Source organism: Streptomyces sp. NPDC107559 (assembly GCF_055657365.1).
In genome coordinates, this window is sequence record NZ_JBVKBD010000001.1 from 1190890 (window position 1) to 1214652 (window position 23763).

The following is a 23763-nucleotide window of genomic DNA, read 5'->3' on the forward strand; positions in this document are numbered from 1 at the left end:
GGCATGACGGACCGTAAAGACGAACTCGCCGCAAACCTGGCGAAGGTGGAGCGGCGCATCGCCGCCGCGTGCGCGGCCGCGGGCCGCAAGCGCGAAGAGGTGACCCTGATCGTGGTCACCAAGACCTATCCCGCGAGCGATGTGCGGCTGCTGTCCGGACTCGGGGTGCGGCACGTGGCCGAGAACCGGGACCAGGACGCGGCACCCAAAGCCGCCGAATGTTCCGATCTGCCCCTTAGTTGGCATTTCGTCGGTCAATTGCAGACCAACAAGGTGCGATCGGTGGTCGGTTATGCGGATGTCGTGCAATCCGTGGACCGTTCCCGGCTCGTGACGGCCCTGTCGAAGGAGGCCGAGCGCGCCGGGCGCGAACTGGGCTGCCTCCTCCAGGTCGCGCTCGACGCGGGGGAACGCGAGCGGGGGGAGCGCGGCGGCGTGGCTCCCGCCGGAATCGAAGAGTTGGCCGATCTCGTCGCCCGGGCGCCCGGACTGCGCCTCGACGGGCTCATGACGGTCGCCCCGCTCTCCGGGGAGTACGCGGGGCGTCAACGAGCCGCGTTCGAGCGGTTGATGGATTTGTCGACCGACCTGCGCCGAGCTCATCCGGCTGCGAACATGGTCTCGGCAGGGATGAGTGCGGACCTCGAGGAGGCCGTGGCGGCTGGGGCGACACATGTGCGCGTCGGCACCGCGGTACTCGGAGTCCGCGCCGGGCTCGGGTAACGTCGCCAGGAAGTCGGACCACAGCAGAAAATATGGTCATTTCCGCCGAAAGGCGGGCATAAAGGCCACGTGGATCGCGGGACTTGGCAGTCGTCAGCGGATCCACCACAGAGCGGAGGACTCAGAGCATGGCCGGCGCGATGCGCAAGATGGCGGTCTACCTCGGCCTCGTGGAGGACGATGGGTACGACGGCCGGGGCTTCGACCCCGACGACGACTTCGAACCCGAACTGGACCCGGAGCCCGAGCGGGATCACCGGCGGCACGAGCCGTCGCACCCGCTGCACGGAGTACATCAGTCACAAAGGGACGAACCGGCACGAGTGGTGCAGCCCTCCGCTCCGCGTGACCCGATGCCGCACGCCGCTTCGCTCGCCGCGGAATCCGGGCGCCCGGCGCGGATCGCACCCGTGGCATCCATCACACAAGAACGTCAGAGTCTGGAGAAGAACGTCCCGGTGATCATGCCCAAGGTCGTGTCGGAACGAGAGCCGTACCGGATCACCACGCTCCACCCCCGGACCTACAACGAGGCCCGTACCATCGGGGAACACTTCCGTGAGGGCACACCGGTGATCATGAATCTCACGGAGATGGATGACACGGACGCGAAGCGACTTGTCGACTTTGCGGCCGGTCTGGTGTTTGGTCTCCACGGCAGCATCGAGCGGGTGACGCAGAAGGTGTTCCTGTTGTCGCCTGCTAACGTCGATGTCACGGCGGAGGACAAGGCCCGCATCGCAGAGGGCGGGTTCTTCAACCAGAGCTGAGACGTGGGACCGGAACGAAGTACGGAACAGGGGAGAGGGAAGCACCAGTCATGAGCGTGTTCGCGCAGGTGGTGTACTACGCGCTGCTGCTTTTCCTCATCGTCCTGATCTTCCGGCTGGTCATGGACTACGTCTTCCAGTTCGCCCGCTCGTGGCAACCCGGCAAGGCGATGGTGGTCGTTCTGGAGGCCACTTACACTGTCACTGATCCACCGTTGAAGCTTCTGCGGCGGTTCATTCCGCCGTTGCGTCTCGGGGGCGTGGCGCTCGACCTGTCCTTCTTCGTACTGATGATCATCGTCTACATCTTGATCAGCGTCGTGGGGAGTCTCGCGAGGTGACAGTGGACGATACGGTCTTGCCGACTGCCGATGACTACGTTGAGGTGAAGAGATGCCGTTGACCCCCGAGGACGTGCGGAACAAGCAGTTCACGACCGTCCGCCTCCGAGAAGGCTATGACGAGGACGAGGTCGATGCCTTCCTCGACGAGGTCGAAGCCGAACTGACCCGACTGCTCCGCGAGAACGAGGACCTGCGCGCCAAGCTGGCCGCGGCGACGCGCGCTGCTGCCCAGAACCAGCAGAACATGCGCAAGCCTCCGGAGCAGGACGGGCCCCAGGGAGGCATGCCCCAGCAGGGTATGCCTCCGCAGGGTATGCCCCAGCAGGGTATGCGCGGTCCTGGTGGTCCTGTCCCCGCCGGCATATCGGGCCCGCCGCAGCAGCAGATGGGTGGCCCCATGGGTGGTCCGCCCCAGCTGCCCAGCGGTGCACCGCAGCTGCCCGCCGGCCCCGGTGGCGGTCAGGGCGGTCCGCAGGGCCCCGGCCCGATGGGTCAGGGTCCGATGGGTCCCGGCCCGATGGGTCAGGGTCCGATGGGTCCCGGCCCCATGGGTCAGGGTCCGATGGGTCAGGGTCCGATGGGTCCCGGCCCGATGGGTCAGGGTCCGATGGGTCAGGGTCCGATGGGCGGCCAGCCCCCCATGCAGCAGATGGGCGGCCCGATGGGCGGCCCGATGGGCGGCCCCATGGGTGGCCCGATGGGCGGCCCCATGGGTGGTCCGATGGGCGGCCCCGGTCAGGGTCCCGGCGGCGACAGTGCCGCCCGTGTCCTCTCGCTGGCCCAGCAGACCGCCGACCAGGCGATCGCGGAGGCCCGCTCCGAGGCCAACAAGATCGTCGGCGAGGCCCGCAGCCGCGCCGAGGGACTTGAGCGTGACGCCCGTGCCAAGGCCGACGCCCTGGAGCGGGACGCGCAGGAGAAGCACCGCGTCGCGATGGGCTCCCTGGAGTCCGCCCGCGCCACGCTGGAGCGCAAGGTCGAGGACCTGCGCGGCTTCGAGCGCGAGTACCGTACGCGTCTGAAGTCCTACCTGGAGTCGCAGCTGCGCCAGTTGGAGACCCAGGCCGACGACTCGCTGGCTCCGCCGCGTACCCCGGCGGCCGCGTCCCTCCCGCCGTCCCCGGCGCCCTCCATGGCACCGGCAGGCGCGAGCGCCCCGTCGTACGGCACCGGTCCGGGCATGGGTGGTGGGCCGTCGCAGGCTCCGCCGTCCTACGGCAGCCAGCAGCAGATGACGCCGGCCATGACCCAGCCCATGGCTCCGGTGCGACCGCAGGGTCCGTCCCCGATGGGTCAGGCGCCCTCGCCGATGCGCGGGTTCCTGATCGACGAGGACGACAACTGACGGCCGTCCGCACGCCTTAGGCGTCGGCAGCGTTTCAAGGGCGAGGCCCCGGATTCCCATCCGGGGCCTCGCCCTTTTTACGCGGGTTGACGACGGTGGGCGGCCGGGCGCGCACGGTGAGCGACGCGGAAGGCCGGGAGCAGTTCCGGCCGCCGCGACGACGGCCGGAACGCTCCCGGCCTCCCGGTCCGTCGAACGCGGCGTCGTCGGGCTCGCGTGGGGCACGAGGGGGGCGTACGGGGGCGTTCGCCCAGGAGGTGGCTGCGCGGGCGGTCGGAACGGCGTACCGAGAGGCGGTGGCCGTGGGGCGCCGACGGGATCGCGTGGGGCGTGAGGGGGCGGGTGCGGTGTGTGAGCCCAGGGGGTGCTGCGCGGCGCGTGCGACCGGCGTGAGGGGGCGAGGACGCGGGGGCGAGAGGGGTTGCGAGTGTGCGCCGGGGGTGAGGTACGGCACGGACGAGGGCCCGGCCTCCCGCGGGGGAGACCGGGCCCTCGTCGTGGTGGCTTACGCCTTGCGCAGGCGGAACGTCAGGGACAGTCCCTCGTCCGTGAACGTCTCACCGTAGGTGTCGTCCGCCTCACCCTGGGCGAAGTCCGTGGCCAGGACCTCGTCTGCGATCAGGGCCGCGTGCTCGCCGAGCGCCGCGATCACCGCCGGGTCCGTGGAGGTCCAGCGCAGCGCGATCCGGTCGGCCACGTCGAGGCCGCTGTTCTTGCGGGCCTCCTGGATCAGCCGGATCGCGTCACGGGCCAGGCCCGCCTGCCGCAGTTCCTCGGTGATCTCCAGGTCCAGCGCGACCGTGGCACCCGCGTCGGAGGCCACCGACCAGCCCTCGCGCGGGGTTTCCGTGATGATCACCTCGTCCGGGGCCAGGGTGACCGTCTCGCCGTCGACCTCCACCGATGCCGTGCCCTCGCGCAGCGCCAGGGACAGCGCGGCCGCGTCGGCGGAGGCGACGGCCTTGGCCACGTCCTGCACCCGCTTGCCGAAACGCTTGCCCAGCGCGCGGAAGTTGGCCTTGGCCGTGGTGTCGACCAGGGAGCCGCCGACCTCGGAGAGAGACGCGAGCGCGGTCACGTTCAGCTCCTCCGTGATCTGCGCGTGCAGTTCACGGTCGAGGGAGTCGAAGCCCGACGCGGCCACCAGGGCGCGCGACAGCGGCTGACGGGTCTTGACGCCCGACTCCGCGCGCGTGGCGCGGCCCAGCTCCACCAGACGCCGTACCAGGACCATCTGGCGCGACAGCTCCGGGTCGATCGCGGACAGGTCCGCCTCCGGCCAGGACGTCAGGTGCACCGACTCCGGGGCGCCCGGGGTCACCGGCACCACCAGGTCCTGCCAGACCCGCTCGGTGATGAACGGGGTCAGCGGGGCCATCAGCCTGGTGACCGTCTCGACGACCTCGTGCAGGGTGCGCAGCGCCGCCTTGTCGCCCTGCCAGAAGCGGCGGCGGGAGCGGCGTACGTACCAGTTGGACAGGTCGTCGACGAACGCGGACAGGAGCTTGCCGGCGCGCTGGGTGTCGTAGGCCTCCAGAGCCTGCGTCACCTGGTCGGTGAGCGCGTGGAGTTCGGACAGCAGCCAGCGGTCGAGCACGGGACGGTCGGCCGGGGCCGGGTCGGCCGCGCTCGGCGCCCAGCCGGTCGTACGGGCGTACAGGGCCTGGAAGGCGACCGTGTTCCAGTACGTCAGGAGCGTCTTGCGCACGACCTCCTGGATGGTGCCGTGGCCCACCCGGCGGGCCGCCCACGGGGAGCCGCCGGCCGCCATGAACCAGCGGACCGCGTCGGCGCCGTGCTGGTCCATCAGCGGGATCGGCTGCAGGATGTTGCCGAGGTGCTTGGACATCTTGCGGCCGTCCTCGGCGAGGATGTGGCCGAGGCAGACGACGTTCTCGTACGAGGACTTGTCGAAGACCAGCGTGCCGACCGCCATCAGCGTGTAGAACCAGCCGCGGGTCTGGTCGATGGCCTCGCTGATGAACTGGGCCGGGTAGCGGGACTCGAACAGTTCCTTGTTCTTGTACGGGTAGCCCCACTGCGCGAACGGCATCGAACCCGAGTCGTACCAGGCGTCGATGACCTCCGGCACGCGCGTGGCCGTCTTCGCGCACTGCGAGCAGGCGAAGGTGACCTCGTCGATGAACGGGCGGTGCGGGTCGAGCTGCGACTGGTCGGTGCCGGTCAGCTCGGTGAGCTCCGCGCGCGAGCCGATCACGGTGAGGTGGTCGTCCTCGCAGCGCCAGATCGGCAGCGGGGTGCCCCAGTACCGGCTGCGGGACAGCGCCCAGTCGATGTTGTTGTTCAGCCAGTCGCCGAAGCGGCCGTGCTTGACCGTGTCCGGGAACCAGTTGGTCTTCTCGTTCTCCTGGAGGAGACGGTCCTTGATCACCGTGGTGCGGATGTACCAGGACGGCTGCGCGTAGTACAGCAGCGCGGTGTGGCAGCGCCAGCAGTGCGGGTAGCTGTGCTCGTACGGGACGTGCCTGAAGAGGAGGCCGCGCTGCTGGAGGTCCTCGGTGAGCCGTTCGTCCGCCTTCTTGAAGAAGACGCCGCCCACCAGCGGGACGTTCTCCTCGAAGGTGCCGTCCGGGCGGACCGGGTTGACGACCGGCAGGCCGTAGGAGCGGCAGACCTTGAGGTCGTCCTCGCCGAAGGCGGGGGACTGGTGGACCAGACCCGTGCCGTCCTCGGTGGTGACGTACTCGGCGTTGACCACGAAGTGGGCGTCGGCCGGGCTGTGCCCATCGATTCCCTCGGCGCTCGGGAACTCGACCAGCTCGAACGGACGTTGATAGGTCCAGCGCTCCATCTCGGCGCCGGTGAAGGTCTGTCCGGTGGTCTCCCAGCCCTCGCCGAGCGCCTTGGCGACGAGCGGCTCGGCGACGACCAGCTTCTCCTCGCCGTTCGTCGCGACGACGTACGTCACCTCGGGGTGCGCGGCGACGGCGGTGTTGGAGACCAGCGTCCAGGGGGTCGTCGTCCAGACGAGGAGCGCGGCCTCGCCGGCCAGCGGACCGGAGGTGAGCGGGAAACGGACGTACACGGACGGGTCGACGACCGTCTCGTAGCCCTGGGCCAGCTCGTGGTCGGAGAGGCCCGTGCCGCAGCGCGGGCACCAGGGGGCGACGCGGTGGTCCTGGACCAGCAGGCCCTTGTCGAAGATCTCCTTCAGCGACCACCAGACCGACTCGACGTACTCCGGGTCCATGGTCCGGTAGGCGTCGTCCAGGTCGACCCAGTAGCCCATGCGGGTCGTGAGCTCGGCGAAGGCGTCGGTGTGGCGGGTGACGGACTCGCGGCAGCGGGCGTTGAACTCGGCGATGCCGAACGCCTCGATGTCCTGCTTGCCGCTGAAGCCGAGCTCCTTCTCGACCGCCAGCTCCACCGGCAGACCGTGGCAGTCCCAGCCGGCCTTGCGGGCCACGTGGTAGCCGCGCATGGTGCGAAAGCGCGGGAAGACGTCCTTGAAGACGCGCGCCTCGATGTGGTGGGCGCCCGGCATGCCGTTGGCGGTGGGCGGGCCCTCGTAGAACACCCATTCGGGGCGGCCCTCGGACTGGTCCAGGCTCTTGGCGAAGATCTTCTGCTCGCGCCAGAAATCGAGCACCGCGTGCTCGAGGGCGGGCAGGTCTACCTGGGCGGGCACCTGGCGGTACGACGTCATCGAACTTCCTCCGGCGGACGTGCTGCCTTCCGTCGGAGGGACGAGAGCCTTCTTGGCTGTCTACGCCGTGTGCGGCGCGCTCCCGCGGTACCACCCTCCTTGGCCCTCCGGAGCGCCCTGTGCGCCGGTGAGCCCCCTCATTGGGGTCGCGAACCGGTTCTACCGACCGCTGCGGGTGTGCTGCGGCTTTCTTCCGGCGGCTCCGGGGTGATCTTCGCGTCGCGCTCGCCCCCGGGCTTCCACCGTCCCCGGGTCGCTCTGGGCTGCGTACGCCGCTACTCGTCCCCATCCGTGCTTTTCGCTGCGCCCAGTGTACGGCGCGACGCGGACGGCGGCCGACCGGTTTTCCGGAGCCCCGGGCACCGGGTCGGTCACTGTCCGGGATGACCCGAATAGCGAGGTGTGCGTGTTCGGATTCCCGGACCGGGAGCTCGGCGGATTACCCGGCGGGGAGCTGGGCACAACGCTTGCATGTCGGCCGCGCGGCACTCGCGAGGCGGGCGAATCGGGCGGCGTGCCCCGTTGCCGCGGGACTCGGGTCGATTTATCGTCCCAGCACGATTCGCGAGCAAGATCACAATATGTGAAGGGGCCGCGACCATGGTGGCGAAGAAGACCGCCGTACAGCAGCCGTCGTCCCGCAGGTCCACGAGCGCGGCGGCCTCCGGCGCGGCCACGGACGTGGGCGGGAAGAAGAGCGTCCGGGCGAAGGAGAAGGCGGCCGGGAAGCCGACGGTGTCGGTCGCGAAGGCGTCGTCGAGGACGGCTTCGCCGAAGAAGGCGGGCGCCGAGCGGACGGGAAGCGGGAAGGCGGACGCCGGGAAGGCGGGCTCGAAGAAGGCGACAACAGGGAAGGCGGCAACAGGGAAGGCGGCAACGGGCAAGGCGGGCTCGAAGAAGGCCGGTACCGGGAAGAGAACCCCGGACGCCGTGGCCGTCGGGGACGCGGCCGAGGAGGCGAGAGCCGCCAGGAGCCGGGCCACCGCCCAGGGGGCGGCCGCCCGCAGGACCACGGCCGCCGCCAACAACACGGCCCGCAAGACGGCGGCGGCCGCGAACGACACGGCCCGCAAGACGGCGGCGGCCGCCGACGGCACGGCCCGCAAGGCCGCGAACGGCACGGAGGGCAGGACGGCGGCGGCCGTGAACAGCGCGACCCGCAGGACCGCGGCCGCCGCGAAGGGCGCGGCCGGGAAGAGGACGGCCAAGAACGTGGGCGCGGCGCAGGCCGCGGAGCAGACGGGAGCCACGACAGTGGTTGCGAAGAAGACTCCTGGCACGGCCACTGCGGCGACGACCGCCGTCCCCAAGGCGCGGTTCTCCGCGGCGGAGCCCGGCGAGCTCGCCGTACGCCCCGGCGAGGACCCCTGGACGCCGGAGGAGGTCGAGGCGGCCCGTTCCGAGCTGCTCTCCGAGGCCGAGCGGCTGCGGGCCGAGATCCACTCGTCCGAGGAGTCGCTGGTGGGCCTGATGCGGGACTCCGGGGACGGCGCGGGCGACGACCAGGCGGACACCGGCACCAAGAACATCACGCGGGAGCACGAGATGGCGCTGGCCGCCAACGCGCGCGAGATGCTGGTGCAGACCGAGCGTGCCCTGCAACGGCTGGACACGGGCACGTACGGCCTGTGCGAGACCTGCGGCAATCCCATCGGAAAGGCCCGTATGCAGGCCTTTCCGCGGGCCACCCTGTGCGTGGAGTGCAAGCAGAAGCAGGAGCGCCGGTCCTGACCGGCGTCGGGTGACCTGCCGTACGCCTCCTGCGCACAGTGCTCCTACGGGGTGTGCCGTACCCTCGTGCTCAGTCAGGCACCTAGGTTGAGGGACTCACGTGGCAGAGGCGGAGCGGATCATCGGTACGCCGGACATTCCGGACGCGGCGCGGGCCGGGCGGGACGAGTCCGGCGAGCGCGCGGCGTCGGGCGGGAACCCGGGTCCCGAGGGGGCCACGGCCCCGGCCGGCGGGTCCGGCACCGAGGAGACGGCAGGGCCGGAGACGGCCGGGCCGGAGGCGGCACAGGCCTCCGGCGAGCGGCCCCGGGGCAAGCGGCGTATCGCCGTGCTGTTCGGGGTGGCCGCGTTCGCCTACCTCCTCGACCTGGTCAGCAAGCTGCTCGTGGTGGCCAAGCTCGAACACCACGCTCCGATCGAGATCATCGGTGACTGGCTGAAGTTCGAGGCCGTCCGCAACGCGGGTGCCGCCTTCGGGTTCGGCGAGGCCTTCACCGTGATCTTCACGGTGATCGCGGCGGCGGTGATCGTGGTGATCGCCCGGCTCGCCCGCAAGCTGTACAGCCTGCCGTGGGCGATCGCCCTCGGTCTGCTGCTCGGCGGCGCGCTCGGCAACCTCACCGACCGGATCTTCCGTTCGCCGGGCGTCTTCGAGGGCGCGGTCGTCGACTTCATCGCGCCCAAGCACTTCGCCGTCTTCAACCTCGCGGACTCGGCGATCGTGTGCGGCGGCATCCTGATCGTGCTGCTGTCCTTCCGCGGTCTCGATCCGGACGGGACCGTGCACAAGGACTGAGCACGCGTTCGGGACTGTCGCACCCGTCCTGCATACTCGACGGGTGAGCACGATTCCCGATATCCGTACCCTGCCCGTGCCCGACGGCCTGGAGGGCGAGCGTGTCGACGCCGCCATCTCCCGCATGTTCGGCTTCTCCCGTACCAAGGCCGCGGAGCTCGCGGCGGCGGGGAAGGTCTCGGTCGACGGCTCGGTGGTCGGAAAGTCCGAGCGCGTGCACGGCGGGGCCTGGCTGGAGGTCGAGATGCCGCAGGCGCCCGCGCCGGTGCAGATCGTCGCCGAGCCGGTCGAGGGCATGGAGATCGTGCACGACGACGACGACGTGGTCGTGATCGTCAAGCCGGTCGGTGTCGCCGCGCACCCGAGCCCCGGCTGGACGGGGCCGACGGTCATCGGCGGGCTGGCGGCCGCCGGGTACCGCATCTCGACCTCCGGCGCCGCCGAGCGCCAGGGCATCGTGCACCGCCTCGACGTCGGCACGTCCGGCCTGATGGTGGTCGCCAAGTCGGAGTACGCGTACACGTCGCTCAAGCGCCAGTTCAAGGAGCGCACGGTCGACAAGCGCTACCACACGCTGGTCCAGGGCCACCCGGACCCGACCAGCGGCACCATCGACGCGCCCATCGGCCGTCACCCGAACCACGACTACAAGTGGGCCGTCACGGCCGAGGGCAAGCCCTCCGTCACCCACTACGACCTCATCGAGGCGTTCCGCGCGGCCTCCCTGCTCGACGTGAAGCTGGAGACCGGGCGCACCCACCAGATCCGCGTCCACATGTCCGCCCACCGTCATCCGTGCGTGGGCGACCTGACCTACGGCGCCGACCCGACGCTCGCCAAGCGGCTGCGGCTGACCCGCCAGTGGCTGCACGCCGTGCGGCTGGGCTTCGAGCACCCCGGGGACGGGCAGTGGGTCGAGTTCGGCTGCGACTACCCCGAGGACCTCCAGCTCGCTCTGGACCAGGTGCGCGAGGAGACCTACGCGTGAGTCTGTCGGTCGTCTCCTACGACGTGCGGGTGGCCGAGGACGCCGCCGACCGCGAGGCCTGCTTCACGGTGCGCAAGGAGGTCTTCGTCCGCGAGCAGGGCGTGCCCGAGGACATCGAGTACGACGCCTACGACGCCGTGGCGGTGCATGTGCTGGCGATCCGGGCGGACGGCGTGGCGCTCGGCACCGGACGGCTGCTGTACGGCGAGGAGGCCGCGGCGAAGACCGGCGGTGACCCGTCGGTGGGGTCGCTGGGGCGGCTCGCCGTCGCCCAGGCGGCGCGCGGGCTGGGTGTCGGGGCCGCGCTGGTGCGGGGCATCGAGGAGGCCGCACGCGCACGCGGCCTGGCGGCGGTGGACCTGCACGCGCAGACGCACGCGCTGGGGTTCTACGAGCGGCTCGGGTACGAGGCGTACGGCCCGGAGTTCCCCGACGCCGGCATCCCGCACCGGGCGATGCGGCGCGCCCTGTAGGCCCTGCCGTCCGGATCGGACCGGCGTCCGGACGACATGCCGGACGACCGGCCCTGGCCGGAAGCGGTGAACGGGCCGGTGGGAGGGGTCGCATGGCAGGCTGAGGGTCTGCTGTGTGAACGTCGACTCCCGGAGCGCTGACCGTGGATCAGTTGGCCCTGCTGTTCGTGCTGCTGCTCGGGGCCGTGGTGAGCGTTCCCGTCGGGGACCGGTTCGGGCTGCCGGCCCCGGTGCTGATGACGCTCGTCGGCATGGTCCTCGCGGTGCTGCCGTTCGTCCCGAATGTCAATATCCAGCCAGATCTGATCCTGCCCGCGCTGCTGCCGCCGCTGCTGTACGCGGCGGTGCGGCGGACCTCGTGGCGGCAGTTCGCGGCCAACAAGCGGCCGATCTTCCTGCTGGCCGTGGCGCTGGTGTTCGTCACCACCGTGTGTGTCGCGGCCGTCGCCCACTCGATCGTCCCCGGGCTGCCGGTCGCCGCCGCCGTGGCGCTGGGCGCGCTGATCGCCCCGCCCGACCCGGTGGCCGCGACCGCGGTCGCGGGACAGCTGGGGCTGCCGCGCCGGCTGGTGTCGATCCTGGAGGGCGAGGGCCTGTTCAACGACGTCACGGCCATCGTGCTCTACCACGTGGCGATCGCCGCCGTCGTCAGCGGGACCTTCTCGCCCTGGCAGGCCGGGCTCGACCTGGTGCTGTCCGCGGTCGTCGCGGTCGCCGTGGGGCTCGCGCTCGGCTGGGGCGCCAACCGGCTGATGGACCTGCTGGAGGACCCGACCCTCCAGATCGGGCTGACGCTGCTGGTGCCGTACGCCTCGTACGTGCTCGCGGAGGAGCTGCACGGGTCCGGGGTGCTGGCCGTGCTCACCACCGCGCTCTTCATCTCCGAGTACGCGGCCGACCCCGACGACGTGCTGGCCCGGCTCGCCGGGCACACGTTCTGGGACATCGTCGACACCCTGGTCACCGGTGTCGCCTTCGGGCTCATCGGCCTCGAACTGCACAACGCGATCCGTACGGCGGTCGGGCGGTGGGGCGAGCTGCTCGGCTGGGCGGCGGCCGTCGTGGTCGTGGTGGTGCTGGTGCGACTGGTGTGGCTGCTGCCCGCCACCTGGCTGACCAAGCGGCTGCACGCCAAGCGGGACTACGACGAGGAGATCCCGATGAGCTGGCGGGAGACGGTCGTCATGTGGTGGGCGGGGATGCGCGGGGTGGCCTCGGTCGCGCTGGCGCTGGCCGTGCCGCTGCGCACCGAGGACGGGTCGCCGTTCCCCGACCGGGACGAGATCGTGTTCATCGCGTTCGGAGTGATCATGGCGACGCTGGTGCTCCAGGGGCTGACACTGCCGTGGCTGGTGAGACGGCTCGGGGTGCGGGCCGACACGGACCGGGAGAAGGAGTTCGAACGGGATCTGGCGGTCCGCGCGGCGAAGGCGGCGAAGCGGCGGCTGCGGGAGATCGAGGAGGTCGAGGAGCTGCCGGAGGAACTGTCCGAGCAGATGCTGCGGCGGGCGTTCGACATCGGGGTGCGGATCAGCCCGGACCTGGGCGAGGAGGAACGGCGCGAGGCGCACCTGCAACGGGCGCGCCGGCTCAAGCGGGTGCGGCGGATCCAGAACGAGATGCTGAGTGCCGCGCGGCACGAGGTGCTGGCGGCGCGCAGCGAGCCGGGCGCGGACCCGGAGGTGGTGGACCGGGTACTGCGACACCTGGACGTACGCAGCCTCCGGTGAGCATGCCCACGCCCACGCCGCCGACGGCCACCCTCGCCGCAGCCCCGACGGGCGCCTGGTGGGCACCCCTGCGGCGGCGCCGACGGGCCTCCGCCGGGCACCCCTGCGGCGGGACCGACGGGCGCCTGGTGAGCGCCCGCGCGGTCGGAGCGGTGGGTTGTCCGCGGGGCAACCCTTGCGGAGGCGCCGGCAGGCGTCCGCTGGGCGCCCCGCGGCACCGGGGGGCCGGTGGACGGCCCGCGGTGGGGTGTACGTCAGGCGTCCTCCCGGCCTAGCCGGGCCGTCCGGTGTCAGCCGTGGCCCGGTCGGGGCGGCTCGGGGGTGTGCCGCAGCGCCCTGCCGCGGGACGTACCGTCGCGGGACGCCCCGTCGCGGGACGGGCGGTCGCGGGGATCCCCGGTGCGGGAGCCGTCGGTGTGTGGGGCGCCGTCGTGGGGCTCCCCCGCGGCGGACTCCCCGTCCGGGGGACGGCGGCTCGGCGGCAGCATCGCGTCCGCCGTGTTGACCCGCGGCAGCGCGTACGGATGCTCCGCGCACAACCAGCGGATCATCTGCTCGCGGACCGTGACCCGTACCGTCCAGATGTCGCTCGCGTCCTTGGCCGTGACCAGGGCGCGCACCTGGAGGGTGTTCGGGGTCGCGTCGGTGACCGCGACGCCGTAGTCGCGGCCGTCCCAGGCCGGGCACTCCCGCAGGATGTCGCGCAGCCGCTCGCGCATCGCCTCGACCGGCGCCGTGTGGTCGAGGTGCCAGTAGACGATGCCGGTCATCTGCGGGGTGCCGCGCGACCAGTTCTCGAACGGCTTGGACGTGAAGTACGACACCGGCATGGTGATCCGGCGCTCGTCCCAGGTCCGTACGGTCAGAAAGGTGAGCGTGATCTCCTCGACCGTGCCCCACTCGCCGTCCACCACCACCGTGTCGCCGATGCGCACCATGTCGCCGAAGGCGATCTGGAGTCCGGCGAACAGGTTGCTGAGGGTGGACTGGGCGGCCACACCGGCGACGATGCCGAGGATGCCGGCCGAGGCCAGCAGGGAGGCGCCGGCCGCGCGCATCGCCGGGAAGGTCAGCAGCATCGAGGCGGCGGCGACCACGCCGACGACCGCCGCCACCACGCGCATGATCAGCTCGACCTGGGTGCGGACCCGGCGCACCCGGGCGGGATCGCTCTGGGCGCGGGCGTAGCGGCTGTACGAGGTCTCGACGATCGCGGCCGCGATCCGGATGACCAGCCAGGCCGTGGACCCGATGAGCACCAGGGTCAGCGTCCGGCCGATCCCGACGCGGTGCTCCTCCAGCAGCTTCGCCGCGTCGTACGACCCTCTCAGCAGGGCCGCGCAGAGCACGAGTTGGTAGGCGACGCGGCCGCGGCGCAGCAGACCCCACAGCGGGGTCTCGCCGTGCCGTTCGTCGGCCTTGCGCAGCAGCCGGTCCGTGGCCCAGCCCAGGGCCAGGGTGAGAAGGACCGAGCCACCGATCACGATCAGCGGGCGGAGTACGTTCTCCATGCCTTCGAACCTAACCGGGCCGGGCGGAGCATGAACATGTGTGTTCCCGGTCTTCCCGGGTACGGGTCGCGGGTCCCGGTGGTCCCGGCTGGCACCATGGCCCCATGAACATCATGCTCTTTCACTCGACCTACGGGCCGCGCCCCGCGGTGCGTGCGGCGGCGGACCGGCTGCGCGCGGCCGGGCACGAGGTGTGGACGCCGGATCTCTTCGACGGACGTACCTTCGACACGGCCGAGGAGAGCATGGCCTTCACCGCGGAGCTCGGCAAGGACGAGCTGCTCAAGCGGGCCGTCCTGGCCGCCGCGCCCTACTCCGAGCGCGGGCTCGTGTACGCGGGCTTGTCGCTCGGCGCGTCCGTCGCGCAGACGCTGGCCCTCGGCGACGAGAAGGCGCGCGGGCTGCTGCTCCTGCACGGCACGTCGGACATCGCGCCCAACGCGCACGTGGACGGGCTGCCCGTGCAGTTGCACGTGGCCGAGCCGGACCCGTTCGAGACGGACGACTGGCTGAGCGCCTGGTACCTCGGGATGCGCCGGGCCGGCGCCGACGTCGAGGTGTACCGGTACGCCGGGGCGGGTCACCTCTACACCGATCCCGGCCTGCCGGACTACGACGAGGAGGCCGCCGAGGCCACCTGGCAGGTGGCACTCGGCTTCCTCACGACGCTCTAGGCCCGTCGGGGCTCTAGACGGGGTCGTACGTCCGCTCGACCTTCTGGGTGCCGGTGCGGGTGCGGTACGAACGAGTCCAGGACGACGTCGCGTTGACGTTCGCGCGGTCGGACACGACGTAGTAGTCCATCTGCGCGCGGTCGGCGGTGATGTCCAGGACGCCGTAGCCGTGCCGGTCGGTGTCGACCCAGTGGACGTGCCGGTTGGCGGCGCGGATGACCGGCGCGGCGATCGCGGAGACGGTGCCCTCGGGGACCTTCACGATGTCGTCGAGGTTGTCGGAGGTCACCGAGGTGACGACGAACTCCGTGGCGGCGGAGGCGGACAGCGGGTAGGTGCCGGCGTCCACCGGCACGTCGTTGGCCCACGCCATGTGGATGTCGCCGGTGAGGAAGACCGTGTTGCGGATCGCGTTCGTCCGCAGATGGGCGAGCAGTTCGCGGCGGTCGTCGGTGTAGCCGTCCCACTGGTCGGTGTTGAGCCCGATGCCGTCCTGCGGCAGGCCCAGCAGCTTGGCCAGCGGCTTGAACAGGTCCGCGGAGAGCGAGCCGACCGCGAAGGGCGAGATCATCACCGAGTTGCCGACCAGCCGCCAGGCGGTGTCGGACGCCTTCAGGCCCGCCTTCAGCCAGTCGAGCTGGGCGCGCCCGGTGATCGTACGGTCCGGGTCGTCGACCGAACCGCTGGCCGTGGACGCCTGCTGGGAGCGGAAGGACCGCAGGTCGAGCAGGGAGAGGTCGGCGAGCTTGCCGAAGCGCAGCCGACGGTAGGTCGTGCCCGCCAGCGCCGGGCGGACCGGCATCCACTCGAAGTAGGCCTGCCGGGCGGCCGCCTGACGTGCCGCCCAGGTGCCCTCGGCACCCTCGGTGTGGTTCTCGGCGCCGCCCGACCAGGCGTCGTTGGCGAACTCGTGGTCGTCCCAGATCGCGACGACCGGCGCCTTGTGGTGCAGGGCCTGGAGGTCGGGGTCGGTCTTGTACTTGCCGTGCCGGGTGCGGTAGTCGGCGAGGGTGAGGATCTCGTGGGTGGGCGAGGTCTGCCGTACGACGGTCCCGCGCGTGCCGTACTCGCCGGTGCCGTACTCGTAGATGTAGTCGCCCAGGTGCAGCCAGGCGTCGAGGTCGCCGCGGGCCGCGAGGTGGCGGTACGGGGAGAAGTAGCCCGCCTCCCAGTTGGCGCAGGAGACCACGCCGAAGCGCAGGCCCGGGACCGCGGCGTCGGCGGCCGGGGCGGTGCGGGTGCGGGCCACGGGGGAGTCGGTGCCGCCGGCCGAGAACCGGAACCAGTAGTCGGTGGCGGGTTCCAGACCGCGGATGTCGGCCTTGACGGTGTGGTCGGAGGCGGCGGTCGCGGTCAGGGAGCCCTTGGCGACGACGTTCGTCAGCGCCTTGTCCTTGGCCACGGTCCAGGCGACCTCGGTGTCCGGGCCCAGCCCGGAACCGGGTATCGCCTCGGCGGTCGGCGTCACGCGCGTCCACAGCAGGACGCCGTCGGGCAGCGGGTCGCCGGAGGCGACGCCGTGCAGGAAGGCGGGGGTCTCGGCGGCGGCGCGTGCGGGCAGCGCGGCGGCGAGCGGGGCGGCCAGGGCCGCGGCGGCAGCCGCGGCCTTGACGACCGTGCGGCGGCGGGGCGTAAGAGAGTTGACGCCCTCGGGGGCTCTGTATCGACTGGTCACGGACGATCAGGTTACTGATCGGTACGGGCGAGAGCGGGCGAACTCGCAAAAGTTCGCCCGCTCTTCGCGTGCCGGTCGGATCGGACCCGGTCGGACGGCACCCGAGGGGGTGGGTCCGTGGAGACCGCGTGGAGACCTCGTGCAGGCCGCCCCGGGGAGCGGCCCCCCGAGGGGGACCGGGTCCGCGCGGTGGATCAGGCCGGATCAGGCCTTGAGGGCCGCGTCGATCGCCGTGTTGAACTCGGCCACCGTCATGGGGGCGTTCTGGCCGTCCGAACCCGTCAGCTTCTTGCCGTTCATGACCAGGCTCGGCGTGCCGTTGACGCCGTCCTTGTTGGTGTTGAAGGTCTGCGACATGGCCATCGCCCACGCGTCGTACGTGCCGTTCTTGACGGCGTTCCGGAACGTGGTGTTGCCCTTCAGCGCGGAGACCGTGTCCGCCACCTTGATCAGGTAGTCGTCGCTCTTGAACTTGTCGTCGGACTCGTCGGGGTGGTACTTCGCCGAGTAGAGCGCGGTCTTGTACTCCAGGAACGCCTCGGGGCTCACGTTCAGCGCGGCGCCCAGGGCGCTCATCGCGTTCTTCGAACCCTCGCCGCGGGAGCCGATCTTCACCTTGCCGTCGCCGTCGGTGTCACCGTCGAGGAAGGTGCCGCCGATGTACTCGATCTTGAACTTGCCGTCGTCGTAGTCCTTCTTGACCGTCGAGCCGACGGTCTGCTCGAACTGGGCGCAGACCGGGCAGCGCGGGTCCTCGTACAGCTTCAGCGTCTTCGTCGCCTTGCTGTCGCCGAGGACCACGGTCGTGCCGTCGGTGCCCGTGGTGTTGGCCGGTGCGACGACCTTCTCGTCCAGCACGGCCTCCCAGTGGCCGGGCTTGTTGGCCTGGACGACGGCGTAGCCTATGCCGCCCGCCGCGGCCAGCACGCCGACGACGGTGCAGGCCACGATGACCTGCCGCTTGATCTTCGCCTTCTTGGCCTGGCGCTCTCGCTCCAGGCGCAGTCGCTCCCGGGCCGCCGTCTTCGCAGACTGGCTGTTGCGCTTGCTCATGCTGATCTCCAGGTGGAACGCGCACGTGTCGTACGCGGGATACGTGTGGGGGACGGGGTTGTGCTCAGGCGAGAGCGGCCGAGCGCGGCGGTCCACGCCGTCCCAGGGAGTGCGCGAGGAGCAGGCCGCGCACGGCGGCCGTACGGCGGACCGGGCGCGGCGGGCGGCCGAGGGCCGGGGCGCGCCGCACGGTCACCGCGGCGGAGGCCAGCAGCAGCGGCCGGAACGTGGTCGCGGCCACGGCCCGCAGCAGCTGTTCCAGGGCCCGTTCGCCGCGGCACAGCCAGGCGGTCGCGAGCAGGCCGACGCCGATGTGCGCGCCGAGCAGCAGCCAGGCCGTGGCCGGGTCGGCGTGGGCGAGCAGCGCCGCCATCCGGTCGGTGTCCGCGCCGGTCACGCCCGCCAGCGGGGTGCCGAGGCCGGAGCCGCCGCACAGCACGTCGAGGCCGACCGAGCGCAGCGGCCCGGCGACCGGGCCGCCCGCGCGGCCGTAGCAGACGTGCTGGCCGGTGGTGAAGACGGTGTCGGCGGCCAGCTCCAGCGGGATCAGCAGGCCGGCGATCCGCCCGAAGCCCCGCTCGCGGCCCGCCAGCGCGTACGCCACGGCGAACACGGCGACCGCGACCGCGGCCACCGTGTTCACCGGCAGCGGGACCCGCGACAGCAGCACGTGCGACGCGGTGCCGAGCGTCACGACGACTGCCGTGAACAGCGCCGCGCGCGCGGTTCTGAGGTGGGTCCCGGATATGTCCATGGCGGAGGAGAGTGTGTCATGCGCCGCGGTAAGGGACCCCTAAAGGTCCCCTGTGAGCGGCAGCACGGTCACAGACCCGGGATCCGCCCGTTGCGGAAGAGGTCCACGAAGATCTGGTGGTCGCGGCGTGCGCGGGCGCCGTAGTCGTGCGCGAAGTCGACCAGCAGACCGGCGAAGCCGTCCTCGTCGGCCGCGATCGCCGCGTCGATGGCCCGCTCCGTGGAGAAGGGCACCAGGGACTCGCCGGACTGGTCGTCCGCCGCGCCGTGCATGGTGGCGGTCGCCCGGCCGAGGTCGGCCACGACCGCGGCGATCTCCTCGGGGTCGTCGATGTCGCTCCAGTCCAGGTCGACCGCGTACGGCGAGACCTCGGCGACCAGCTGGCCCGCGCCGTCCAGCTCGGTCCAGCCCAGCCACGGGTCGGCGTGCGCCTGGAGGGCGCGCTGGGAGATCACCGTGCGGTGGCCCTCGTGCTGGAAGTAGTCGCGGATCGAGGAGTCCGTGATGTGGCGGGAGACGGCCGGGGTCTGGGCCTGCTTGATGTAGATCACGACATCGTTCTCCAGGGCGTCGCTGTTGCCCTCCAGAAGGATGTTGTACGACGGCAGGCCGGCCGAGCCGATGCCGATGCCGCGGCGGCCGACGACGTCCTTGACGCGGTAGGAGTCGGGGCGGGCCAGGGACGACTCCGGCAGGGTCTCCAGATAGCCGTCGAAGGCCGCGAGCACCTTGTAGCGGGTGGCGGCGTCCAGCTCGATGGAGCCGCCGCCCGGCGCGAAGCGGCGCTCGAAGTCACGGATCTCGGTCATCGAGTCCAGCAGCTCGAAGCGGGTCAGCGAGCGGGCGTCGCGCAGCGCGTCCAGCAGCGGGCCCTGGGCGGTGTCCAGGGTGAACGGCGGCACCTCGTCGCGCTTGGCGCCGGTCGCCAGGGCGTGGATCCGCTCGCGGTACGCGCCCGCGTACACCTCCACCAGTTCGGTGATCTGGTCGTCGCTGAGCGCCTTGGCGTACCCGATGAGCGCCACGGAGGCGGCGAACCGCTTGATGTCCCAGGTGAACGGGCCGACGTAGGCCTCGTCGAAGTCGTTGACGTTGAAGATCAGCCGGCCGTTGGCGTCCATGTACGTGCCGAAGTTCTCCGCGTGCAGGTCGCCGTGGATCCAGACGCGCGAGGTGCGCTCGTCCAGGTACGGGCCGCCGCGCCGTTCGGCGGCGAGGTCGTGGTAGAAGAGGCTCGCCGTGCCGCGGTAGAACGCGAAGGCCGAGGCCGCCATCTTCCGGAACTTCACGCGGAACGCGGCCGGGTCGGCGGCCAGGAGCCGGCCGAAGGCGGTGTCGAAGACGGCGAGGATTTCCTCACCGCGTTGCTCGGCGCTGAGCTGCGGGACCGACATCGCTGGGTGCCTCCTGGTGCAGGTGATGCCTGACGTGTGGGACGAATCTCATCGCACGCGGGCGCGGACCGTCCGCCCTGCCCAACGCGCGAGGGAACACGGGAGTGCCCGTGTTCCTCCGCCTGAAGGTACGCGCGGCAGCCCGCCGGGTGTCAGTGTCGAGGCATAGACTTCGACGCTGTCCCCCAGACTGTCCGCAGCCTGTCGGACCCCCGTCCCTCTTTGTTCGCCCTGGAGGCCGCAGCCGTGTCAAAGCCGCCGTTCACGCACCTGCACGTCCACACCCAGTACTCGCTGCTGGACGGTGCCGCGCGGCTCAAGGACATGTTCGACGCGTGCAACGAGATGGGCATGACGCACATCGCCATGTCCGACCACGGCAACCTCCACGGGGCGTACGACTTCTTCCACAGCGCGAAGAAGGCCGGGGTCACCCCGATCATCGGCATCGAGGCGTACGTCGCGCCCGAGTCGCGGCGCAACAAGCGCAAGATCCAGTGGGGCCAGCCGCACCAGAAGCGCGACGACGTCTCCGGTTCGGGCGGTTACACGCACAAGACGATCTGGGCGGCGAACGCCACCGGTCTGCACAACCTCTTCCGCCTCTCCTCGGACGCCTACGCCGAGGGCTGGCTCCAGAAGTGGCCCCGGATGGACAAGGAGACCATCGCCCAGTGGTCCGAGGGGCTCATCGCCTCCACCGGCTGCCCCTCCGGCGAGCTCCAGACCCGGCTGCGCCTGGGCCAGTTCGACGAGGCGCTGAAGGCGGCCGCCGACTACCAGGACATCTTCGGCAAGGACCGCTACTTCCTGGAGCTGATGGACCACGGCATCGAGATCGAGCACCGGGTCCGCGACGGCCTCCTGGAGATCGGCAAGAAGCTCGGCATCCCGCCGCTGGTCACCAACGACTCGCACTACACCTACGCGCACGAGGCGACCGCCCACGACGCGCTGCTGTGCATCCAGACCGGCAAGAACCTCTCCGACCCCGACCGCTTCAAGTTCGACGGCACCGGCTACTACCTGAAGTCCACGGACGAGATGTACGCCATCGACTCCTCGGACGCCTGGCAGGAGGGCTGCCGCAACACCCTCCTGGTCGCCGAGCAGATCGACACCTCCGGCATGTTCGAGGCGAAGAACCTCATGCCGAAGTTCGACATCCCCGAGGGCTACACCGAGGTCACCTGGTTCCAGGCGGAGACCATGCGCGGCATGGAGCGCCGCTTCCCCGGCGGCATCCCGGACGACCGGATGAAGCAGGTCGAGTACGAGATGGACACCATCATCTCGATGGGCTTCCCGGGCTACTTCCTGGTGGTCGCCGACTTCATCATGTGGGCCAAGAAGCAGGGCATCGCGGTCGGCCCCGGCCGTGGTTCCGCGGCCGGTTCGATCGTCGCGTACGCCATGGGCATCACCGACCTCGACCCGATCCCGCACGGTCTGATCTTCGAGCGGTTCCTCAACCCCGAGCGCATCTCGATGCCCGACGTCGACATCGACTTCGACGAGCGTCGGCGCGTCGAGGTGATCCGGTACGTGACGGAGAAGTACGGCTCCGACAAGGTCGCCATGATCGGCACCTACGGCAAGATCAAGGCCAAGAACGCGATCAAGGACTCCGCGCGCGTGCTGGGCTACCCGTACGCGATGGGCGACCGCCTCACCAAGGCGATGCCCGCCGACGTCCTCGGCAAGGGCATCGACCTCAACGGCATCACCGACCCCTCGCACCCGCGCTACAGCGAGGCGGGCGAGATCCGCGGGATGTACGAGAACGAGCCGGACGTCAAGAAGGTCATCGACACCGCCAAGGGCGTCGAGGGCCTGGTCCGGCAGATGGGCGTGCACGCGGCCGGCGTGATCATGTCCAGCGAGCCGATCGTCGACCACGCCCCGATCTGGGTGCGGCACACCGACGGCGTGACCATCACCCAGTGGGACTACCCGCAGTGCGAGTCGCTCGGCCTGCTGAAGATGGACTTCCTCGGCCTGCGCAACCTGACGATCATGGACGACGCCGTCAAGATGGTGAAGTCCAACAAGGGCATCGACCTCGACCTGCTGGCCCTGCCGCTCGACGACCCGAAGACCTTCGAACTGCTCCAGCGCGGCGAGACCCTCGGCGTCTTCCAGTTCGACGGCGGCCCCATGCGCTCGCTGCTGCGTCTGATGAAGCCCGACAACTTCGAGGACATCTCCGCCGTCTCCGCGCTCTACCGTCCCGGCCCGATGGGCATGGACTCGCACACCAACTACGCGCTGCGCAAGAACAAGCTCCAGGAGATCACCCCGATCCACAAGGAGCTGGAGGAGCCCCTCGAAGAGGTCCTCGCGGTCACCTACGGCCTGATCGTCTACCAGGAGCAGGTGCAGAAGGCCGCCCAGATCATCGCCGGGTACTCGCTCGGCGAGGCCGACATCCTGCGCCGTGTGATGGGCAAGAAGAAGCCCGAGGAACTGGCGAAGAACTTCACCATCTTCCAGGCCGGCGCCCAGCGGAACGGCTACAGCGACGAGGCCATCCAGGCCCTGTGGGACGTGCTGGTCCCGTTCGCCGGCTACGCGTTCAACAAGGCGCACTCGGCCGCGTACGGACTGGTGTCGTACTGGACCGCCTACCTCAAGGCCAACCACCCCGCCGAGTACATGGCCGGGCTGCTGACCTCGGTCAAGGACGACAAGGACAAGTCGGCCGTCTACCTCAACGAGTGCCGGCGCATGGGCATCAAGGTGCTCCCGCCGAATGTCAACGAGTCGGTGCACAACTTCGCCGCCCAGGGCGACGACGTGATCCTGTTCGGCCTGGAGGCCGTGCGCAACGTCGGCACCAACGTGGTCGAGTCGATCATCCGCAGCCGCAAGGCCAAGGGCAAGTACGCCTCCTTCCCCGACTACCTCGACAAGGTCGAGGCGGTCGCGTGCAACAAGCGCACCACGGAGTCGCTGATCAAGGCGGGCGCCTTCGACACCATGGGGCACACCCGCAAGGGCCTCACCGCGCAGTACGAGCCGATGATCGACAACGTGGTCGCGGTCAAGCGCAAGGAGGCCGAGGGCCAGTTCGACCTGTTCGGCGGGATGGGCGAGGACGACACCAGCGAACCGGGCTTCGGGCTGGACGTCGAGTTCACCACCGACGAGTGGGACAAGACGTATCTGCTCGCCCAGGAGCGGGAGATGCTCGGCCTGTACGTCTCCGACCACCCGCTGTTCGGTCTGGAGCACGTGCTGTCCGACAAGGCCGACGCGGGCATCGCCCAGCTCACCGGCGGCGAGCACGCGGACGGCGCGGTCGTCACCATCGGCGGCATCATCTCGGGCCTCCAGCGCAAGATGACCAAGCAGGGCAACGCCTGGGCCATCGCCACCGTGGAGGACCTCGCGGGCTCCATCGAGTGCATGTTCTTCCCGGCCACCTACCAGCTGGTGTCGACCCAACTCGTCGAGGACGCCGTGGTGTTCGTCAAGGGCCGGCTCGACAAGCGCGAGGACGTCCCGCGGCTGGTCGCGATGGAGCTCCAGGTCCCCGACCTGTCCAACGCGGGCACCAACGCGCCGGTGATCCTCACCATCCCGGCCACCCGGGTCACCCCGCCGATGGTCAGCAGGCTCGGTGAGATCCTCAGTCACCACAAGGGCGACAGCGAGGTCCGCATCAAGCTCCAGGGACCGACCAGGACCACGGTGCTGCGCCTCGACCGGCACCGGGTGAAGCCGGACCCGGCCCTGTTCGGCGATCTGAAGGTGCTGCTCGGCCCGGCCTGTCTGGCCGGCTGAGCGGACGTCCGGCTTCCCGCGTCCGGCTTTCCCGCCTTTGACGCGCGAGGGGCGCATCCGTGTACGGATGCGCCCCTCGGTGTCGTGTCCGGGCCTTGGCGGCCCGATGGGCTCAACAGCCCTTTATGAAGATGTCAGTTGTGGCCGAATCGCTTCTGCTTGCCCTTGCGTGCCATGTCGCCGGGGGTGATCTGCTGCGAGGCCCTTTGTTCGGCCTGCGACTCCATCGACGACTGGTGCGCGGCCTGCTGACTGCGCTCGGACTGCGGCTGCTTTCGCTCACGGTTCTTGTTCTTGGCCATGGTGCTCTGCCTCCTGAGGGGGATCTAGGGGCCAGGGCCGGGACCAG

General features: G+C 70.6%; 18 protein-coding genes. 11 read left to right on the forward strand and 7 right to left on the reverse strand.

Annotated elements, in window-relative coordinates:
- The first annotated feature begins 3 nt into the window (after positions 1 to 3).
- The 4 genes from ACZ7OY_RS05100 (at position 4) to ACZ7OY_RS05115 (ending at position 3182) form a co-directional block, all read left to right on the forward strand.
- Complete coding sequence (locus tag ACZ7OY_RS05100) at positions 4 to 723, forward strand: YggS family pyridoxal phosphate-dependent enzyme (RefSeq protein ID WP_471910084.1); 720 nt, start codon at positions 4 to 6, stop codon at positions 721 to 723.
- A gap of 128 nt (positions 724 to 851) precedes the next feature.
- Complete coding sequence (locus ACZ7OY_RS05105) at positions 852 to 1493, forward strand: cell division protein SepF (RefSeq protein ID WP_351616795.1); 642 nt, start codon at positions 852 to 854, stop codon at positions 1491 to 1493.
- Positions 1494 to 1543: 50 nt separating this feature from the next.
- Positions 1544 to 1834, forward strand: a complete 291-nt coding sequence (locus ACZ7OY_RS05110; protein WP_351616792.1) for a YggT family protein — start codon at positions 1544 to 1546, stop codon at positions 1832 to 1834.
- A gap of 52 nt (positions 1835 to 1886) precedes the next feature.
- The gene (locus tag ACZ7OY_RS05115; protein WP_471910085.1) at positions 1887 to 3182 is read left to right on the forward strand and encodes a DivIVA domain-containing protein; all 1296 of its coding nucleotides are present in this window, start codon (positions 1887 to 1889) and stop codon (positions 3180 to 3182) included.
- Between the two features lie 505 nt (positions 3183 to 3687).
- Here ACZ7OY_RS05115 and ileS read toward each other — a convergent pair.
- The gene (gene ileS / locus ACZ7OY_RS05120; RefSeq protein ID WP_471910086.1) at positions 3688 to 6849 is read right to left on the reverse strand and encodes an isoleucine--tRNA ligase; all 3162 of its coding nucleotides are present in this window, start codon (positions 6847 to 6849) and stop codon (positions 3688 to 3690) included.
- A gap of 600 nt (positions 6850 to 7449) precedes the next feature.
- Between ileS and ACZ7OY_RS05125 the strand changes: the two genes are divergently transcribed.
- The 5 genes from ACZ7OY_RS05125 (at position 7450) to ACZ7OY_RS05145 (ending at position 12567) form a co-directional block, all read left to right on the forward strand.
- Complete coding sequence (locus ACZ7OY_RS05125; RefSeq protein ID WP_471910087.1) at positions 7450 to 8580, forward strand: TraR/DksA family transcriptional regulator; 1131 nt, start codon at positions 7450 to 7452, stop codon at positions 8578 to 8580.
- 100 nt (positions 8581 to 8680) lie between these two features.
- On the forward strand, positions 8681 to 9376 hold the full coding sequence (lspA, locus tag ACZ7OY_RS05130) for a signal peptidase II (protein WP_471910088.1): 696 nt from the start codon (positions 8681 to 8683) through the stop codon (positions 9374 to 9376).
- Between the two features lie 43 nt (positions 9377 to 9419).
- The gene (locus ACZ7OY_RS05135; RefSeq protein WP_351621969.1) at positions 9420 to 10364 is read left to right on the forward strand and encodes an RluA family pseudouridine synthase; all 945 of its coding nucleotides are present in this window, start codon (positions 9420 to 9422) and stop codon (positions 10362 to 10364) included.
- Positions 10361 to 10837 (forward strand): GNAT family N-acetyltransferase, encoded by a 477-nt coding sequence (locus ACZ7OY_RS05140; RefSeq protein ID WP_471910089.1) that lies wholly within the window; start codon positions 10361 to 10363, stop codon positions 10835 to 10837. The genes ACZ7OY_RS05135 and ACZ7OY_RS05140 overlap by 4 nt, the downstream gene beginning before the upstream one ends.
- 143 nt (positions 10838 to 10980) lie before the next feature.
- Complete coding sequence (locus tag ACZ7OY_RS05145) at positions 10981 to 12567, forward strand: Na+/H+ antiporter (protein WP_471910090.1); 1587 nt, start codon at positions 10981 to 10983, stop codon at positions 12565 to 12567.
- Positions 12568 to 12857: 290 nt separating this feature from the next.
- Here the strand turns inward: ACZ7OY_RS05145 and ACZ7OY_RS05150 are convergent, their stop codons facing one another.
- Positions 12858 to 14078 (reverse strand): mechanosensitive ion channel family protein, encoded by a 1221-nt coding sequence (locus tag ACZ7OY_RS05150; RefSeq protein ID WP_471910091.1) that lies wholly within the window; start codon positions 14076 to 14078, stop codon positions 12858 to 12860.
- Positions 14079 to 14182: 104 nt separating this feature from the next.
- Here ACZ7OY_RS05150 and ACZ7OY_RS05155 point away from each other — a divergent pair, with 104 nt between their 5' ends.
- Positions 14183 to 14752 carry a dienelactone hydrolase family protein gene (locus ACZ7OY_RS05155; RefSeq protein WP_471910092.1) on the forward strand — a complete coding sequence of 190 codons (570 nt, stop codon included), beginning with the start codon at positions 14183 to 14185 and terminating at the stop codon, positions 14750 to 14752.
- A gap of 13 nt (positions 14753 to 14765) precedes the next feature.
- On the opposite strand, the gene ACZ7OY_RS05160 is transcribed toward ACZ7OY_RS05155, so the two are convergent.
- The 4 genes from ACZ7OY_RS05160 to ACZ7OY_RS05175 all read right to left on the reverse strand — a co-directional run bounded on the left by ACZ7OY_RS05160 (position 14766) and on the right by ACZ7OY_RS05175 (position 19628).
- On the reverse strand, positions 14766 to 16427 hold the full coding sequence (locus tag ACZ7OY_RS05160) for an alkaline phosphatase D family protein (protein WP_471910093.1): 1662 nt from the start codon (positions 16425 to 16427) through the stop codon (positions 14766 to 14768).
- A 204-nt stretch (positions 16428 to 16631) separates the two neighbouring features.
- Complete coding sequence (locus ACZ7OY_RS05165; RefSeq protein ID WP_471910094.1) at positions 16632 to 17480, reverse strand: thioredoxin domain-containing protein; 849 nt, start codon at positions 17478 to 17480, stop codon at positions 16632 to 16634.
- Between the two features lie 64 nt (positions 17481 to 17544).
- Positions 17545 to 18234, reverse strand: a complete 690-nt coding sequence (locus ACZ7OY_RS05170; protein WP_471910095.1) for a hypothetical protein — start codon at positions 18232 to 18234, stop codon at positions 17545 to 17547.
- A gap of 68 nt (positions 18235 to 18302) precedes the next feature.
- Positions 18303 to 19628 carry a DUF2252 domain-containing protein gene (locus ACZ7OY_RS05175; protein WP_351609664.1) on the reverse strand — a complete coding sequence of 442 codons (1326 nt, stop codon included), beginning with the start codon at positions 19626 to 19628 and terminating at the stop codon, positions 18303 to 18305.
- Positions 19629 to 19874: 246 nt separating this feature from the next.
- Here ACZ7OY_RS05175 and dnaE point away from each other — a divergent pair, with 246 nt between their 5' ends.
- Positions 19875 to 23414: a DNA polymerase III subunit alpha gene (dnaE, locus tag ACZ7OY_RS05180; RefSeq protein ID WP_471910096.1), complete on the forward strand. Its 3540-nt coding sequence runs from the start codon at positions 19875 to 19877 to the stop codon at positions 23412 to 23414.
- A 134-nt stretch (positions 23415 to 23548) separates the two neighbouring features.
- Here dnaE and ACZ7OY_RS05185 read toward each other — a convergent pair whose 3' ends face one another.
- Positions 23549 to 23716, reverse strand: a complete 168-nt coding sequence (locus tag ACZ7OY_RS05185; RefSeq protein WP_351609668.1) for a hypothetical protein — start codon at positions 23714 to 23716, stop codon at positions 23549 to 23551.
- Between the last annotated feature and the right edge of the window lie 47 nt (positions 23717 to 23763).